Consider the following 15,208-nt stretch of genomic DNA (forward strand, 5'->3'; position numbering starts at 1 on the left):
GCTCAGCGTGCCAGCGGACCGATGCGCGCTTCCCATTCGGTCGCGTGCGCGTCGGCAAAATGGGTGTCGCGCTCGAAGAGCGGGCGGCGGTGAAGCGGTGCCCCCCAACGCGCCGCCAGCCCCTCGAAGAGCGCCCATGACGGGCCATTGTCGCCGGTCACGGTGGTGAGAAGGTGCGTGGCGCCCCTGACGGCGGGCCTCTCGAGCAATGCCTCGATCATGCGGCCGGCAAGGCCCATGCCGCGCGCGGCGGGCGATACCGCCACCTGCCAGATGAAGAGAGCATGAGGGTCGCTGGGCGGGCGATAGCCCGACACCCAGCCGGCGATATTGCCATTCTGCTCGGCAATCACGCAAGTGTCGGCGAAATGCGTGCACTGGAGCAGGTTGCAATAGGCCGAGTTGGGATCAAGCGGCGGGCAGGCGCCCACCAGGCGGGTGACGGCGGGACCGTCGGTTGCAAGCGGACGGCGCAACACGACATCTGCACGAACCTCTGGCGCAGGGCGCGCGCCGACCCCCGGCGGCGGAACCGCCGTGCCGGTCAAACGATCGAAGATAATTAATCTCCCGAAACATATTATCAGGCAGAACGGTCTGCCTATTCAATTTTGGCGTGTTATATGCGCGTTTTGACTCGGTTTTCAACCCTTGAAGGGGAAAATCCCTCCTTCGACCGATAAAGCATCTGAGAAAAATGCTTTATTTGACTAAGGATTTTGCTAGGGGATTTCGCTATCATTTCAGTAGACAGGCCATGGAACCAGAACTTGCCTCGCTCACGCTCCGTGCCCTTCGCCGCGTCCTGCGGGCGACCGAGATCGGCAGCCGCCAGCTCGCCGCGGCGACGGGGCTTACGCCTTCGCAATTGCTCGTGCTGCGCGAAATCGCCGGCCGTGCGGCCGCAACGCCCAGCGCCGTCGCCAGCGCCCTCCAGTTCAGCCAGGCGACGATCACCACCATCGTGGACCGGTTGCAGGAACTCGGCTTTGTCCAGCGCCAACGCAGCGAGCGGGACAAGCGTCAATTCATCCTCACCGCCCAGCCCGCAGGCAGGGCGGCTCTCGCCGACGCTCCCGATCCGCTGCAGATGACGTTTACCGGCCGCTTTGTCGATTTGCCTCCATGGGAGCAGGCGATGATCCTTGCCGCTGTCGAGCGTCTCGCCATGCTGATGGACGCCCAGGACATCGACGCCGCGCCGCTGCTCGATAGCGGCTTGATCGACCGGTCGGAGCCTGTCTGAATGCCGGCAGGCCACCGCCGATCCGGCCATGGGCGCTACAGCCGGACATTTCGTCTTGTCCGCCTGCTGCTGCGGCGTCATGGGCCCCAGGCTTTGATATGGCGGCGGCGCACCGCCATATTGGGCGGCGCTGTGCTGGTTGGCCTTGTCGCGCTGCTCTTTGCCCGTCTGGCCGACACGGCGGCCGAGCTGTTTCTGGAGGGAGCACGCCGCTGGTGGTGGGCGCCGCTGGTCTTGACGCCGCCCGGCTTTGCGGTTCTCGCATGGCTGACTTGCAAGGTCGCCCCGCTGGCGTCGGGCTCGGGCATCCCCCAGGTGATCGCCGCCTCGCGCGATCCTGAGCGCGGCCTGGAGGCCCTCGCCTCTGCGCGGACCGTTTGCGTGAAGTTCGTGCTGACCATCGCCAGCCTGTTCCTGGGCGCTTCGGTGGGCCGTGAAGGCCCCACGGTCCAGATCGCCGCGTCGATCATGGGCCATGCCCATCGGCTGATGGGCGTGCCGCTGCGGGCATCTGTGTATATTGCAGGCGGCGCGGCGGGGGTTGCGGCAGCCTTCAACACGCCGCTTGCCGGCGTGGCGTTCGCTATCGAGGAACTGGCCTCCGCCTATGAGCAGCGCATGACGCTTCTCGTCATGGCTGCCGTCCTGATTGCGGGCATGGTGAGCCTCGGCATATCGGGCGACTATGTCTATTTCGGCGAAATGCGCCAGACGCTGAGTGCGCGCGACGCGCTGGTGGCCGCGCCGGTCGCCGGCGTGCTGGGGGGGCTGGCAGGCGGTCTCTTCTCGCGCCTGATGCTGGGAGCAGGCACAACGATGTTCGCGCCGATGCGCTGGATGCGGGCACGGCCGGTTCTCTTTGCCGGGGCGTGCGGCGCGCTCGTGGCGCTTGTGGGAACGATCACCGGTCTCACCTGGGGGACGGGCTACCAGACCGCGCATGCGGTCATTGCCGGCGCGGACGTACCGGTCTGGTTTGGCGGCGCCAAGTTCCTGGCGAGCCTCGCGACCGCCGTATCCGGTCTTCCCGGCGGCATCTTCGCGCCATCCCTCTCGGTGGGCGCGGGGATCGGCGACATGCTTCGAAGCCTGTTTCCCTCCTATCCGCCCGGCGCGATTGTCCTGCTGGGCATGATCGCCTATTTCACAGGGGTCGTGCGCGCGCCGCTGACGGCGGTGATCATCGTATCGGAGACGACCGCAAGCCGGGGTCTCATGCTGCCTTTGCTCGCTTCGGCCCTGGTTGCCGATTTTGGAGCGCATCTCCTGTGCAAGGAACGGCTCTATCACGGCCTGTCCAGGCGCTTTGCCGCAGCCTCGCCGCCGATCGCCAGACAGGACTGAGAATGGCTTGGGTCAGGCCGTTGCGTTTTTCACCAGGATGATCGCCACGATGAGACGGTTGCAGGGCTGAACCGCCCGCGCTTCCCTCATTTTTCAGCGTCCCGCGCCTGTTCCTGCGAAGTTGCCGGCGGGCTCATGATCTTGCAGCTCTTGGCGGCCGCCAGCCCACGAAGATAGCCGCGCCGGGCGATCCCGGCCGTCACCGCCGCCTGCAAGCGCCGTTCGGCGGGCGCAGCGCCGCTTATTTCCCGCACCAGACCGCGAAAGGGAATGAGCGAATTGACAACGCTCTTGCCTACGGCTTCGGCGATCTTGCCCGCACGATTCTCGTTCGCATTTTCGCTGGTGGTGAAGTCGGAGCCGAGCACGGCGTTCAGGTCTTCCAGCGAGGCTTTCAGTCCCTTGCAGCTGCGCGAAGGCGGCCGCTTATAAGGGTCTTCCATCGCCTCTTGCAGGACCTGGGGTATTTCCTTCTTGTCGAGGCCGACGTCACGGACGGGTTGAGTGGCAATGTCGCCGGCCTTTTTGAGCGTCTCGTCCTTCTTGTCCTGTTGCTGCGCCCATGAGGCACTCGAGCAAAGCAGCAGCGCAGCCACGCCGATCCATTTCATCGTCGATTTTCTCCCTGGATGTCTCAAGCGCCTGGATTTGCACGCGGTTCCAAATTCGCATGGCGGATGATGCATATCAGGCGGAATGCGGTTCGGCATCCCGGTCGCAGGCGCTGCGCTTGTCAGGCAGCAGGAGAGATCGTTCCATCCGGGAATTTCCCCGGACGGATTGGTACGGCCCGATTCATCTGCGGACCTGAGGGCCGGCAGCCAGGAATTGATGCAGGCCATTCTGGCCGGCTCGCCTTTGCTCGAGGGTAAGGCGGCGATCGCCAACTGCGGCGGCATGGACCTGGCCGCGTTCATCCGGTGATTCTGAGAGACTGCGACGGTTTGTGGAAGCGCATCGGCCCGCATCAAGCCGGCAATTCATCAAATTCCCGAATTTGCTGATGACCCCAATGTAAATTCCAGAGCTGTGCGATCGTCGTAGAACCACCTTAGATCGTCATTGCCGGCTCGCCTTCAACAGGCCTTCTCGGGGAAGGGCGCGCGCGAAACCCCGGCTGCGGACAGCAAAAGCAAGGCATCGGAAAATCTGGTGACGCCTACCTTTCTCATTATGCGCGTCCGATAGGATTCAACCGTTCTGACGCTCACCTGATATTGCTCGGCGACTTTTCCATTATCCCTCTCCAGCGATAGAGAGATCATCATATGGAGCTCTTTCCTCGTGAGCTTATCAAGCTGCTTGGCTGCGCTGCATCGACGCGCGGCAAACTGGATTTTCCTGCCAAGTTCCGGGATGGCGTGCGCGACGAGCTGCACGATGGCATCGTCCTCGAAGGGCTTTTCCAGAAAGTCGTCCGCTCCCTCCTTGATGGCCTGGACTGCCGTACGGACGTCCGTGTTCGCCGCCATCATTATCAAAAGCATGTCCGGACGGCGGCCCTGTGTCTTCCGAAGCACGTCCAGGCCATCCATGTCGCACAGGCGCATGTCGATGATGGAGATGCCCGCTTCAAGGAAGCCCAGCGCTTCTACAAAGTCGTTGCCGGATGCAAAAGAAGTGGGCTTGTGGTTCTGCCCCCGCAGAAGCATCACCAGATGGCGGCGGACGCGCGCGTCGCTGTCCACTATATAGATCGAGCATCCGGTATTCATCGCAGGTCGCCCGCACTCCTTTCCCGCTCAACGCCCTGCCAGGAGTATCGTTGCGGGCGCCGCGACGGCGCCGCGATGTTACAGGCCTATCGCGCGGTCGAAGAAAATGCCTGCCAAATCGCCGCTTGCCCATTGAACGCGTCCGATACGCACATCAGCTCCGCGCGTCTTGACCAGAAGACGCGTGCCTTCCCGCAAGCCGGCCGTTTCGATCATCATCCCTTCAAGCGACATGTTGCGAACCGTGCCGACGAGCACGGGCGCAGACTTCACGATCGTTGCCGAAAGGTCGGCGGCGAGCCGGAGCTCGCGGGCCTGTTCGCCGGCTGCGGCGGCAGGTGAATTCCCTTCAACCCCGCCAAAGCACACAAGAGGCTCTTCAACGAGAAGCCCGCATGTCGAGCCCCTGGTCCAGCGAACCTCGGCCGTCACGAATTTCTCACCGTCGAAGCTCACATGCACCGTGTCCCTGAGGCTGAGCGGCAAGGCGCACTGGCCGCTCAAGCCGCTTCTGGAGATGTTGCCAATCGCCAACGTGGCCTCGCGCACCACAGGGTAGAGCAAGGCCGACTTGTAAACCGTCTGACGGGGATGGCGGCGCAGTTCGGCGCCTTCGAGCTGGAAATCACTGGACTTGTGCGCAAACATGGAAGGCCTCCGGGGTTCGGGGGCGCCCTTAAACCGCATTCCTCGACATCGCCTTACCAGGGCCTTCGTATTTTTACGAAGCTCGCAAGGGCGATGATATTCACCTCTCGCCTTGCAGAATGGGGTCTCGATCGCGACTCCCCCCCGCAGGCAGCTGCAAGATCTAGGTGGGGTGCGCCAACGCCTCCACCCTTGCGTCTCGCCTTTACTCTTCTGATCTAATGGGCATAAACGGCCTATGTTGGATCGATGGTTCTACATCAGCACGAGCCGGTTGGACGAGACCGACGCCGAGAGGCACGTCGGGGATATCGTCGCCATTTCTGTACAGAGAAATCGTTCGCTGGAGGTCACCGGAGCGCTTTTGTTTACAGGACGTCACTTCGCTCAGTATATCGAAGGTCCTCCTGCAGCCATTGCCGCACTCCAGGAGAGCATTCTCCAGGATCCCAGGCACCAGGATATCGGTACCATCGCCTGTGGTTCCTACCCGACCCGTCATTTCCTCACCTGGTCCCTTGGCTATGCGGGTCCCTCGCGCTTCGTCGCCTCGAAGATCGAAGGCGCCCTCACCGATGCCCTGAAGAACCGCCAAGGGGGCGCCCAGGCGCTTTTGCATATGCTTGAGCAATTCGCATTCCCGGGCAGCAGCTAGTTGCCTGGCCTGGCCCAAGTCGAGGAGCCGCCTCGCTGTCCTTCCCGAAAATCCTGTCTGTCTTGACGCGCACCCTCGCTGATCACGGGCTTTGCTTCTCCATCACGGCGAGCAGGCTCACCTGACCGATCAGGACGGCTGAGGTTGAAGGAGCCGCGATCTGCCCGCACGGTCGATAGCTGGCATCATCTGTTCGCTCGGCCAAGGCGGGAAAGTCCAAGGCATGGAGTGCATGTTCCGGTCCGGCTTGGTCGAGATCATGCTTCTGTTGAAACCGGGCGGCGGGGTCGCAACGCCGCCCGGTGCCCATCCAAGACTGGACCTGGCGCGGCTCCTATCAGGCAGCAGGTGGGATCATTCCATCCGGGAATTTCCCGGGATGCAGGCAATGACCAGGGTTCGCGAAACGGCTCGCTCTTCGCTTGCCTGGCGCGTCATCCGGGCGAGGCAAGGGCAATCAATTGGGCGAGCCCGCTGGTCCCCGTCTTCGCCATGATCGCCGCCCGATGATCCTCGACCGTCTTGGGGCTGAGCGCCAGGATCCCCGCGATCGCCTTGTTGCTATGGCCCAGGACGAGCAGGTCGAACACCTCCCTTTCCCTGGGCGTCAAGGCTGCGGTGCGGCCCAACTGCCTTCGCCTGCGGCTTGACCAGGCCACCCCTTCGGTGACAGCGGCGATCAGGCGCGCTTCATCAATCGGCTTTTCAAGATAATCGAGGCCGCCATGGCGGCGGACGGCATCTACGGCATTGGCCGTTGTGGGCCAGGCCGTCATGAAGACGATCGCGACGGCAGGATCGAGGAAGCGGACACGGTCGGCAAAGCCGAAACCGTCCAGATCGTCCATCATGACATCGGTCACGATGCAGGAGGCCGGCGCCTCGACATAGGCATTGAGCAGCATCACGGGATCGAGAAATGGCTCCGCGGCAAAGCCTTGCCGGCAAAGCAGTCGCGCGACGCTGCCACCCAGGTCGCGATCATCGTCCACCACATAGACTTTGGGCTCGCCCGTCATGCACAGTCTCCCGCCAGTGGCAGCATGATGGACGCGAGCATGACGCCGTCGGGCCCTTTGGTTCGGGTCAGATGTCCGCCATGCGCTTCCACGATGGCCTGGGCCACGAGAATGCCAACGCCCATGCCCATGCCGTGAGAAGCCTCAGGTTCATATCGGTTGAGAACCGTGATTTCGGCCCTGCCGCCCCTTCGTTCGCTGCCCAGCTCGACCGCCCGGTCGCTGGAGTGCTGAATGGCGTTGCGCAGCAGGTTCATCAGCGCCTGGCTCAGTTCGACCTCCTGTCCAAGAATGACCAGGTCCGGGTCTGTCGGGCCGACTTTCAAGGCGACGCCCTGGCTCCTGGCTTCAGGCGCGGCGATGGCGACCACGCTCTCGACCAGCGCCGGAACGGGCAGGGGACTGGGTTCATCGACCACGCGCCCGCCGAACCGGCGCAGGCGGCGGACGAGGTGGGAAAGGGCGGCCGCCTTGCGATCAATGAGCGCTGCGCTCTCCCTGATTTCCTGTCCGGACCGATCGGTGATTGCGTGAAGATGCCTCGCCTCGATCGCCAGGGTGGACAAGGGCTGGCTGATCTCATGGATCACGGCCACGGACATGGCCCGCAACGTCTTGAGACGCTCGGCCTGGAAGAGCAGCCGATCGCGTCGCTCGAGCGCTGCCCTGGCCTGCTTCTGGGCGTCGCGATAGCTGCCTGCAAGATAGCCCACCACCATGATGGTTGCGAGGTTGAGATGGCGCTCGAGACGGTCCGTCGTGCTGATGGCGTCGGCTGTCTCGGGCAGCAGCAGCCAGGCCACGGCCGCCAGGGAGATCCAGGCCGCAAGGCGCCCGAAGCGCAATCCCGTCCAGGCAACGGCGAGGATGACCGGGGTCGGCTGAAAGCCAAGGCCGATATGCGTGAGGAGACGGGTGACGACGATTGCTCCTCCTAGCAGGAAGGCCATCTCCATGACCGGTGTCCAGGCAATGGAGGGCGGCGCGAGGCGCGAAGGCAGGGACTTGCGCCCGCGTCCGGCTGTCCCGGCGATCCAGAGAAGAGGGGGCGCGATGAGGAGGACCCCGAGCAGGTCGCCAACGGCGAACGCGGTGAGCGAGGTGATCACATCGGGAAGGGTTGTGACCTGTGTCCGGTCCGGTCGCCAGAGAGCTTCGGGCAGCGCCGTGAGCGCCGCGAAAACCGGCGCGGCCGCCGCAGCGAGGCTAAATGGCATTGGCGGCGTCATCATGCCTGCCCTGCTGCCGCTCGAGAGCCAGCGGATGACCCCCACGATCGCGCCATAAGCGAGGACCGGGCGCACGATGCCCCACAGCGCGATCAGCCGGTCGGGCGAGGCGAGGGAAAATCTTCCCATCCCCAGATTGACCAGCAGTTCGACGATCATGATTGCAGGGGTCGCCCTCGGTCCAAAATGCCAGAGGAACGCGAGCCGAAGTCCTGCGGGCGGGAACCAGAGTGAATAATAGCCCTCTCCGCCCCAATAGGCGGCCATCGAGAGCGCGAGCCAGAAACCCAGCCCGTACAGCATGAGGATCAGCGGGCCCGGCGCTGGCCGCGCCGCGCTTTCTGCCTTGCCACTGCGGCGCATGGGGAAAAAGGCGCTGGTCATTTGGCCTTCATTGCCGGGACGGGCGCCGTTATTGAAGCAGGGAAATTCCCGGGGCCGCCATTTTTTCAAGCGCGGGCGCGCGCCTTGGTCCTTCGCTGTGCAAGCATAGTCAGACATGAGATATGCGCTATGCTTCCGGTAAAAGCCTCTTGCCAAGGAATCGAACAGAATTGGTTGACGTTGCAGGTTTGCCTCTCTAGGCGGCTCTCCGGGTCGCAACCGAAACGATTAGACAACGCGAACCAATTCAGGGGAACCATGAAAAATATTTCCATCGCGCTTCTGGCGATCGTCGCCGGGACCTCCTGCGCTCATGCAGAAACCTTTTCCGGCCCGTTCATCGGCGCGCAGATCAGCCGCGACGCCTATGAGGTCAAGGCTGAAGGCACCGACATTGGCATTGCGGCTCTGGACCTCGACGGTCTGAGCGGCAACGGCATCGGCGGCGGCCTCTATGTCGGCTACGACTATGCCCTCTCGAACAGCCTGTTCTTCGGCGTCGAAGCCAATGCGAACTATTCGGGCGCAAGCATCTCTGCCAGCCTTGATGACGGCACGAATAGCGTGAGCGGCAAGATCCGGGCGCGCGAATCCTTCGGCCTGAGCGGCCGGCTGGGCGCCATGATCGCCGACAACACCGCTCTCTATGCCCGGGGCGGCTGGCAATCGACCAAGTTCAAGGCGAGCGCCTTTGACGGCGTGGACAGCTACGGCACCAAGACCATGCAGGACGCGCTGGTCTACGGCGCTGGCCTGGAAACCCGCATCGGCGCGCAGACGTCGATCCGCGTTGAATATCTGATTGAGGATTATGGCAGCGCCGGCCTCAACAAGGATCTCGGCGCCAACGGCATCCGCGTCGACAACAACAAGCTCTCGCTGGGCATCTCCTGGCGCTATTGAGCTTGAGCGTTTTCTTGGCAGATGGAAACGCCAGTTCGGCGAAGCCAATCATCTGCTGACCGGGAAACGCGACACAATAAATATGTAGAGCGGTCGAGCCGATGCACTCGTTTCGCAATCTGCTCTTGCGCAACGAGCCAGGAGGGCGTCCGGACGACGGACGCCCTTTTTGGCAGGGCGCCCATGACCGTTTCGCGCTTTTCCTCAGACTGGCTCCGCTTGTTTCACAGTCGGGCGGAGTCCCTTTTGAGCGGCACGCCTTCACTTGCCTTGGCGCTTTCGCGCGGGGGAAGCCCCACGGAATGTTGCAAGCCCGCTTCGTTCATGGCAGGCAATCGGCGCGAGCGGCGGCGGAACCTCATCCTGGCCGGGGGACATGAAGCGTCCGTCGCCAGCCTGAAGGAGCATCGATGCCAAGAGGTTCACGCCACGATCTGACCGGAATCCTGCTCGAGGCTGGCCTTCACCCCGTCCTGCGCGTAGCCGATGGCGGTGAATGGCGCCTGGATGTCACCGGGCGCTATCGACACCTGCTCGGGCGCAGGGTTCGGGTCGCAGGCATCCGATCAGGTTTCGATCTGCTGGACGTTCTGCAAATCGAGCAGGCCTGACCGGCCGGGCCGTGCCCGGGCGCCTTCAATCAAGCTTCAGCGCCCCTGATCGATCAGCCACATCACCGCCATCCAGAAGGCCAGCGCCAGCGGCAGGAGCAGGATGAAGCAACTCCCCTGAGGAAGGCGGCGGCGGGAGGGACTTGAACCGGTCATGGAAACTCCAACTGTAAGGCCGCGATGTTTTTCGGGCGCCGTCGTGCGGTCACAGGGCATCAACGCCCGACGCTCGCATCGGATGCGCGCTACAGGAATAGCGGGAGCTTCTTACCTACTGGTTTACAGGGACGTGTCGGACCGCTCCTGCGACGGGGTGCCGGCAAGGGGCCAATCCCCTCCCAACGTCCACGCAGGCCGGGCGATGCGCGTCGACGGCGTGATGCGAATGCCAAGTATTGGAAGAATCAAAACTCCTGAATCCTTGCAATTTCATCGAACAAAGCTATTGCGGCTTGTTGAAGATCGACCGTGGTTCCTGTCCCTGGTCCTGGACGGCGCCATCATGGGGGCATGAAAGCGGCGATGGTTTGAGGAGGGGGATTGTTCAAGGTGCGTGATGATCAGATCTGAGCTGATCCAGAAGATGCTCGAAGAGCATCCCGATCTCTCCGCTTCGGAAGTCGAGAGCATCGTCAATCTTTTCTTCCAGGAAATCATCGACAATCTCGCAAAGGGCGGACGGGTCGAGATTCGCGGCTTTGGTACCTTTACCCCACGGCCTCGCATGGCCCGGATGGGGCGCAATCCCCGGACTGGAGAATGCGTCCCGGTGGCCGAAAAAAATGCCGTGCATTTCAGGCCGGGCAAGCGGATGCGTGAGCGGCTTCGCGCGCAGGGGTCAGGGGATTAGGCGACGCCTGGCTGAGGCTTGCGGCCGTTCCGGACCTGCCAATGCATGGAAAAGGAACGCGGGCAGCTCCATCGCCTGAGGGGAGCGGCTGCCCGACCGGCCACCGGCCGCCCCGCAGGCGCAGGCCAGCCCTTGGGCTGGCCTGGTGGCTCGGTCACCGCGCGGCAGCCTGGCTGTGGCTTTGGCTTTCACTCATGCTCGCCTTTCTGGTCGGTCTCAAGGACACGCCAAGCGCGTTGACGATCCCGAAGGCAGCGCTCGGAACTATCCGGTAGCTTCGCCGCCCGGTCTCGATGGCGCCATCCTCAAAGCCCCGGCTTTTGAGGCTTGAGCGCAGCTGGCAGATATAGACGCGCACGACATTGGGACTCTCCGAGAGGACGCAGGCCGCGTCCGCCAGATGGGCGTGCGAGACAAATTGCCCCGGCTGGCGGAGGAGGCAAAGCAGGACGCCGGCAGACGCCCAGCCTTCCAGGGCGAAGCAATCGACAAGCCGCTGGCGAATGAATTCTTCCCGATCTCCTGTCTTGAGGCCCCTGCATAGGGCTTTGAGGGCCTCTTCGACGTCGGCCTGGTCCTCCGTCATCGCCGAAAGCGCGTAACGCGCCGCCGCACCTGCCCGGCTCGCGCCAATGGCTTTTGTCAAAGGCGCGCCAGTATCGATGACCTGGTCAAGAACGTTGCGGACAGCCGCGATGGAATTAGCGGCTTCCAGAAAGGACTGTTCCAGAGATTTCAGGTCATCAATCGTGAGAGAATCCAGCCTTACACTCTGATTAATGGTAGATTTGTCTTCCGATCCCAAGTGAATTCTCCTAGTCCTGCGAAAAATTCCATCCATTCGTGGAATTCTATTATGTTAAAATTGACATTAACGGCTCCTTGCCCCTCGAATGGGGCTCGCATGCGCGCACAAGGTCCGAATAGATTTCAGTTAACCCCTTGATAGATCAGAAGCAAACAATAATGCGCTGATCTGAAAGGATTCGCATGTCACAAACATGAAATTGACGAAGAATCCATGTTCGTTCCTCCTTTTCGATGCTCTGGAATCAGCTGATCCCGCCGTCTGCAGCGTTGCGGTATTTCAGACCGAACGCCCCGAGGAGGCCCGCTCGACATCCGCATCATCGGATGCTGTCCCGACGCCACCCCTCGGTTCGGCCGAAAGGGGAGAGTGGCTGGGCGATGGGAAAAGGAGATGGGCTGATGCCGCTGATAACCCGACGACCGTCCCAGGACACCATCGACCTTGTAGGGGCCCTTGACGGGAGCTGGCATGGCCGCACCGCCATGTGCCGGTGTCCCGTGCATGATGATCGAGCCCCAAGCCTATCCATACGGCAGGGCGATCATGGGATTTTGGTCACATGCTTTGCCGGCTGCGCCCGGGAGGATGTGCTGCGTGCCTTGCGGCGCATCCCGCGCCGCAAGCGCTTCGCCTATTGTGACACGCCCTCCCGGTCTTCCGGGAGTGCAGCGCGCCTGTGGGCGCAGGCCGGCCCTGTCAGCGGAACCCTTGCCGAGCGCTACATGACCCTCCGGGGGCTCGAGCCGCCCGTCGCCGATGTGCGATACCATCCGCGCTGTCCCTATCGGCCGCTGCCCTGGACGAGTTATCAGCCCGCTCTTCTGCTCGCGGTCCGGGAGGGGCGGCAGCTGACCGCGGTCCAGCGCATCTTCCTTGATCCTCAAACCGGGGCGTGTCGCATGAAGCTGCTCCTGGGCAGGCCGGGCGGGGGCGCCTGGCAGGGCGGCGGCAGGCCCGATTCTGTGCTGGCGCTTGCAGAAGGGTTCGAGACGGCTCGCGCCTTCAACCTGCTCGAAGGCGAGCCCTGCTGGGCGAGCCTGGGCGCGAGGCGGCTCGACCGCCTCATATTGCCGCAGTCCCTCTCATCGCTGATCCTGGCGGCGGACAATGACGGCGAGGGCGAGCGCGCGGCCGCGCGGGCGATGCGTCGTTACGCCCGGCCTGGCCTCGAGATCAGCATCAGGACGCCCAAAGGCGTCAAGGACTGGGCCGAGGCGCTCGAAACGGTGCGTTCCCCGCAGCGCTGAAGCGCGACCAAAGCGCCTGCCGGTCTTCCAGCCGGCAACCCACAGGCAAGAAGAGGGGGCGTGAAGGGCTGACGCTGTCGAAGGGACAGCCAGCTTTTCGGAGAAATGATCCATGCCCGCCATCCCCGATGCCCTGATCCTTGGCGAACAGCGTGCCGCCGCCATTCTTGGCGATCGCCTCGGTTCCACAGACCCCATCACCCGCGCGGACCTCAGCGCAGCGATGATGCAGGCTTTTGGAGGCAGCGATGCCGATGGCCTCTGGACCCAGCGCGACAGCTTCGAGATCCTTGAGCATGCGCTGGTCCAGCATCTTGGGCTCCGCCCCCTTTCCCTGAGGAAACCCTGCGACGTCGCGGCCGCATGCGACCTTCTTGATCGCCTTCCAACCCACACAGTGCGCAGCGAGGAACAGGTGGAATGGCAGCAATTCTCAACGCCGGTCGATCTTGCCGCCCTCGCGGTGGTGCTGGCCGACATCCAGCCCGACGATATCATCCTTGAACCCAGCGCCGGCAATGGTCTTCTTGTGGCCCATTGCGGCCGGTCCGCCACCCTTCAGCTCAATGAACTTGCGCCGCGGCGGCGCATCCGCCTTACCCAGTCCTTTCCCGATGCCCTTGTCACCGGCCATGATGGGGCGCTCATCGATGCCGCACTGGCTGCCGCGCCTCGGCCAAGCCTGGTCCTTATGAACCCTCCTTTTTCCCGATCGGCAGGCCGCGGCGCCGACCGCCATGCCGCCCTGCGCCATCTTGCAGCGGCCCTGCGGCGGCTGCGGCCCGGGGGCAGGCTGGTCGCGGTCATGCCCGAATGGTTCAACCCCCATGCACGGATCGGCGACCCTACCTGGACGGGACTCCAGCATGCCAGCCTGCGCGCCTCCATTCGTCTCGACAAATGCTATTTGAGGCACGGCACGTCGATCAGCGTGCGCCTTCTCGTCATCGACAGGGTCGGGGGCGGCGAGGTTCCCCCAACCATCGAGAGCGGCTCGATCCGCGAACTCATCGCGACGCTTGCAGTCCCGTCCCGTGCCCCTTTGCCGCCATTGCCCGCGCAGCCCGGGCGTCCGGCAGCGATTTCCCTTTTCAGCGCCGCCAGAGCCACCCGGCCCCGGCCCCGGCCCTGTCATGCGCCGGTCCGCAACGACGTCGCCGCCGTGCGCTATTCAGCGCTCGATACGCCGGCCCCGCTTCTTGGACAGGTCGGGGTCTATCTTCCCTACAGACCGAGCCGTATCCGGTTCGAGACGGCCGGCGAGCATCCTACCGCGCTCGTGGAGTCCGTGGCGATGGGCTCGATCGCCGCTCCCATTCCCCGCTATGTGCCGCTCCTGCCCGAGCGTACTGTCTCTCACCGCCTGCTCTCGGCATCCCAGCTCGAGACGGTCGTCTATGCAGGACATGCCTGGTCCCAATTCCTCCCGGGCAAATTCCTTCCCGCCAGGGAAGGGGCGGGCCTTGAGGAAAGCGAACAGGGGCATGCCTATCGGAAGGGCTATTTCCTCGGCGATGGCACGGGAGCCGGCAAGGGCCGCCAGGTCGCCGCCTGCATTCTTGACAACTGGCTCCAGGGCCGCCGCCGCAACATCTGGGTCACCAAGAATGAAATGCTGCTCGAGGACGCCCGCCGCGACTGGACGGCGCTCGGCGGGCTGCCGGGCGACATTCAGCCCTTGTCCAACTGGAAGATCGACCAGCCCCTCGCGCTTGAGCAGGGCGTCCTCTTCGTCACCTACCCCATGTTGCGATCCGCGCGCGGCGCAAGCAGCCGGCTGCAGCAGATCATCCAATGGGCAGGCCCCGATTTTGAAGGTGTGATCGGCTTCGATGAAGCGCATGAAATGGGCGGGGTTGGAGGCGGTGAAGGCGCGCTTGGACGAAAAGAGGGCTCGCTCCAGGGCCTTTGCGGCGTTCTGCTCCAGAACAACCTGCCCGGCGCGCGCATCCTCTATGCCACGGCGACCGCAGCCTCCGACGTCAATAATCTGGCCTATGCCGTAAGGTTGGGCCTGTGGGGACCTGAAACCGCTTTCGCCAATCGCGAGCAGTTCATCGCCGATATCCGCAAGGGCGGGATTGCCGCTATGGAACTGGTGGCGCGCGATCTTAAGGCCCTGGGCCTCTACACCGCCCGCGCGTTAAGCTTTGACGGCGTTGAATATGAGATATTGCGGCACGAGCTGACGCCGGGCCAGATCGCGATCTATGACCGCTACGCCGAGGCGTGGCAGGTGATTCACCGCAATATGGAACGCGCGCTGGAGCTGACGGGGGTGGTTGACCCGCTGGAGGACAGGACGCTCAACAGCGGCGCCAAGGCCGCCGCCCGCTCCCGCTTCGAGACGACGAAGCAGCGCTTCTTCGGGCAGCTGCTGCTCAGCATGAAGCTGCCGACGGTGATCGCGGCGATAGAGGCGCATCTTGACGCCAATCAGTCCGTCGTCATCCAGCTGGTGACGACCGCGCAATCCATCCTCGACCGTCGCCTTGGCGAGCTGAGCGCTGGAGAACGGGCCGACCTGGAGATCGACCTCTCGCCCC

Annotated in this window: 16 protein-coding genes; 8 read left to right on the top strand and 8 right to left on the bottom strand. The window is 63.5% G+C overall.

What is annotated here, in order from left to right; genetic code table 11:
- Positions 1-2: 2 nt before the first annotated feature.
- Positions 3-548, bottom strand: a complete 546-nt coding sequence (gene ectA, locus YP76_RS25125) for a diaminobutyrate acetyltransferase (protein WP_332307434.1) — start codon at positions 546-548, stop codon at positions 3-5.
- Positions 549-757: 209 nt separating this feature from the next.
- Here ectA and YP76_RS25130 point away from each other — a divergent pair, with 209 nt between their 5' ends.
- Complete coding sequence (locus tag YP76_RS25130; RefSeq protein WP_046766105.1) at positions 758-1,246, top strand: MarR family winged helix-turn-helix transcriptional regulator; 489 nt, start codon at positions 758-760, stop codon at positions 1,244-1,246.
- The gene (locus YP76_RS25135) at positions 1,247-2,590 is read left to right on the top strand and encodes a chloride channel protein (protein ID WP_046766106.1); all 1,344 of its coding nucleotides are present in this window, start codon (positions 1,247-1,249) and stop codon (positions 2,588-2,590) included.
- 86 nt (positions 2,591-2,676) lie between these two features.
- On the opposite strand, the gene YP76_RS25140 is transcribed toward YP76_RS25135, so the two are convergent.
- The 3 genes from YP76_RS25140 to YP76_RS25155 form a co-directional block, all read right to left on the bottom strand.
- Positions 2,677-3,201 (bottom strand): hypothetical protein, encoded by a 525-nt coding sequence (locus YP76_RS25140; protein WP_021243586.1) that lies wholly within the window; start codon positions 3,199-3,201, stop codon positions 2,677-2,679.
- Positions 3,202-3,666: 465 nt separating this feature from the next.
- Complete coding sequence (locus tag YP76_RS25150; RefSeq protein WP_198147594.1) at positions 3,667-4,278, bottom strand: response regulator transcription factor; 612 nt, start codon at positions 4,276-4,278, stop codon at positions 3,667-3,669.
- A 105-nt stretch (positions 4,279-4,383) separates the two neighbouring features.
- Positions 4,384-4,953 carry a PilZ domain-containing protein gene (locus tag YP76_RS25155; RefSeq protein ID WP_021243583.1) on the bottom strand — a complete coding sequence of 190 codons (570 nt, stop codon included), beginning with the start codon at positions 4,951-4,953 and terminating at the stop codon, positions 4,384-4,386.
- Between the two features lie 238 nt (positions 4,954-5,191).
- Here YP76_RS25155 and YP76_RS25160 point away from each other — a divergent pair, with 238 nt between their 5' ends.
- A complete protein-coding gene (locus tag YP76_RS25160) occupies positions 5,192-5,608 on the top strand; it encodes a BLUF domain-containing protein (protein ID WP_046766107.1) in 417 nt (138 codons plus the stop codon).
- Positions 5,609-5,690: 82 nt separating this feature from the next.
- Here the strand turns inward: YP76_RS25160 and YP76_RS28950 are convergent, their stop codons facing one another.
- From YP76_RS28950 to YP76_RS25175, 3 genes are all read right to left on the bottom strand, one after another.
- A complete protein-coding gene (locus YP76_RS28950; protein WP_046766108.1) occupies positions 5,691-5,918 on the bottom strand; it encodes a hypothetical protein in 228 nt (75 codons plus the stop codon).
- Positions 5,919-6,042: 124 nt separating this feature from the next.
- A complete protein-coding gene (locus YP76_RS25170) occupies positions 6,043-6,627 on the bottom strand; it encodes a response regulator transcription factor (protein ID WP_021243581.1) in 585 nt (194 codons plus the stop codon).
- Positions 6,624-8,240, bottom strand: a complete 1,617-nt coding sequence (locus tag YP76_RS25175) for an MASE1 domain-containing protein (protein WP_084733354.1) — start codon at positions 8,238-8,240, stop codon at positions 6,624-6,626. Before YP76_RS25175 ends, YP76_RS25170 begins: the two co-directional genes overlap by 4 nt.
- Positions 8,241-8,498: 258 nt before the next feature.
- Between YP76_RS25175 and YP76_RS25180 the strand changes: the two genes are divergently transcribed.
- The 3 genes from YP76_RS25180 to YP76_RS25185 all read left to right on the top strand — a co-directional run bounded on the left by YP76_RS25180 (position 8,499) and on the right by YP76_RS25185 (position 10,604).
- Positions 8,499-9,143: an outer membrane protein gene (locus YP76_RS25180; protein WP_021243579.1), complete on the top strand. Its 645-nt coding sequence runs from the start codon at positions 8,499-8,501 to the stop codon at positions 9,141-9,143.
- A gap of 410 nt (positions 9,144-9,553) precedes the next feature.
- Positions 9,554-9,754: a DUF5818 domain-containing protein gene (locus tag YP76_RS27415; protein ID WP_021243578.1), complete on the top strand. Its 201-nt coding sequence runs from the start codon at positions 9,554-9,556 to the stop codon at positions 9,752-9,754.
- 556 nt (positions 9,755-10,310) lie between these two features.
- On the top strand, positions 10,311-10,604 hold the full coding sequence (locus YP76_RS25185; protein ID WP_021243576.1) for an HU family DNA-binding protein: 294 nt from the start codon (positions 10,311-10,313) through the stop codon (positions 10,602-10,604).
- 154 nt (positions 10,605-10,758) lie between these two features.
- Here YP76_RS25185 and YP76_RS25190 read toward each other — a convergent pair whose 3' ends face one another.
- Positions 10,759-11,409 carry a winged helix-turn-helix domain-containing protein gene (locus YP76_RS25190; protein WP_046766109.1) on the bottom strand — a complete coding sequence of 217 codons (651 nt, stop codon included), beginning with the start codon at positions 11,407-11,409 and terminating at the stop codon, positions 10,759-10,761.
- Positions 11,410-12,002: 593 nt separating this feature from the next.
- Between YP76_RS25190 and YP76_RS25195 the strand changes: the two genes are divergently transcribed.
- Positions 12,003-12,662, top strand: a complete 660-nt coding sequence (locus YP76_RS25195) for a DUF7146 domain-containing protein (RefSeq protein ID WP_332307435.1) — start codon at positions 12,003-12,005, stop codon at positions 12,660-12,662.
- A 112-nt stretch (positions 12,663-12,774) separates the two neighbouring features.
- A partial coding sequence (locus YP76_RS25200; protein WP_046766110.1) for a strawberry notch family protein occupies positions 12,775-15,208 on the top strand: 2,434 nt, incomplete at its 3' end.

The sequence above is a fragment of the Sphingobium chungbukense genome (assembly GCF_001005725.1).
Taxonomy (GTDB): Bacteria; Pseudomonadota; Alphaproteobacteria; order Sphingomonadales; family Sphingomonadaceae; genus Sphingobium; species Sphingobium chungbukense.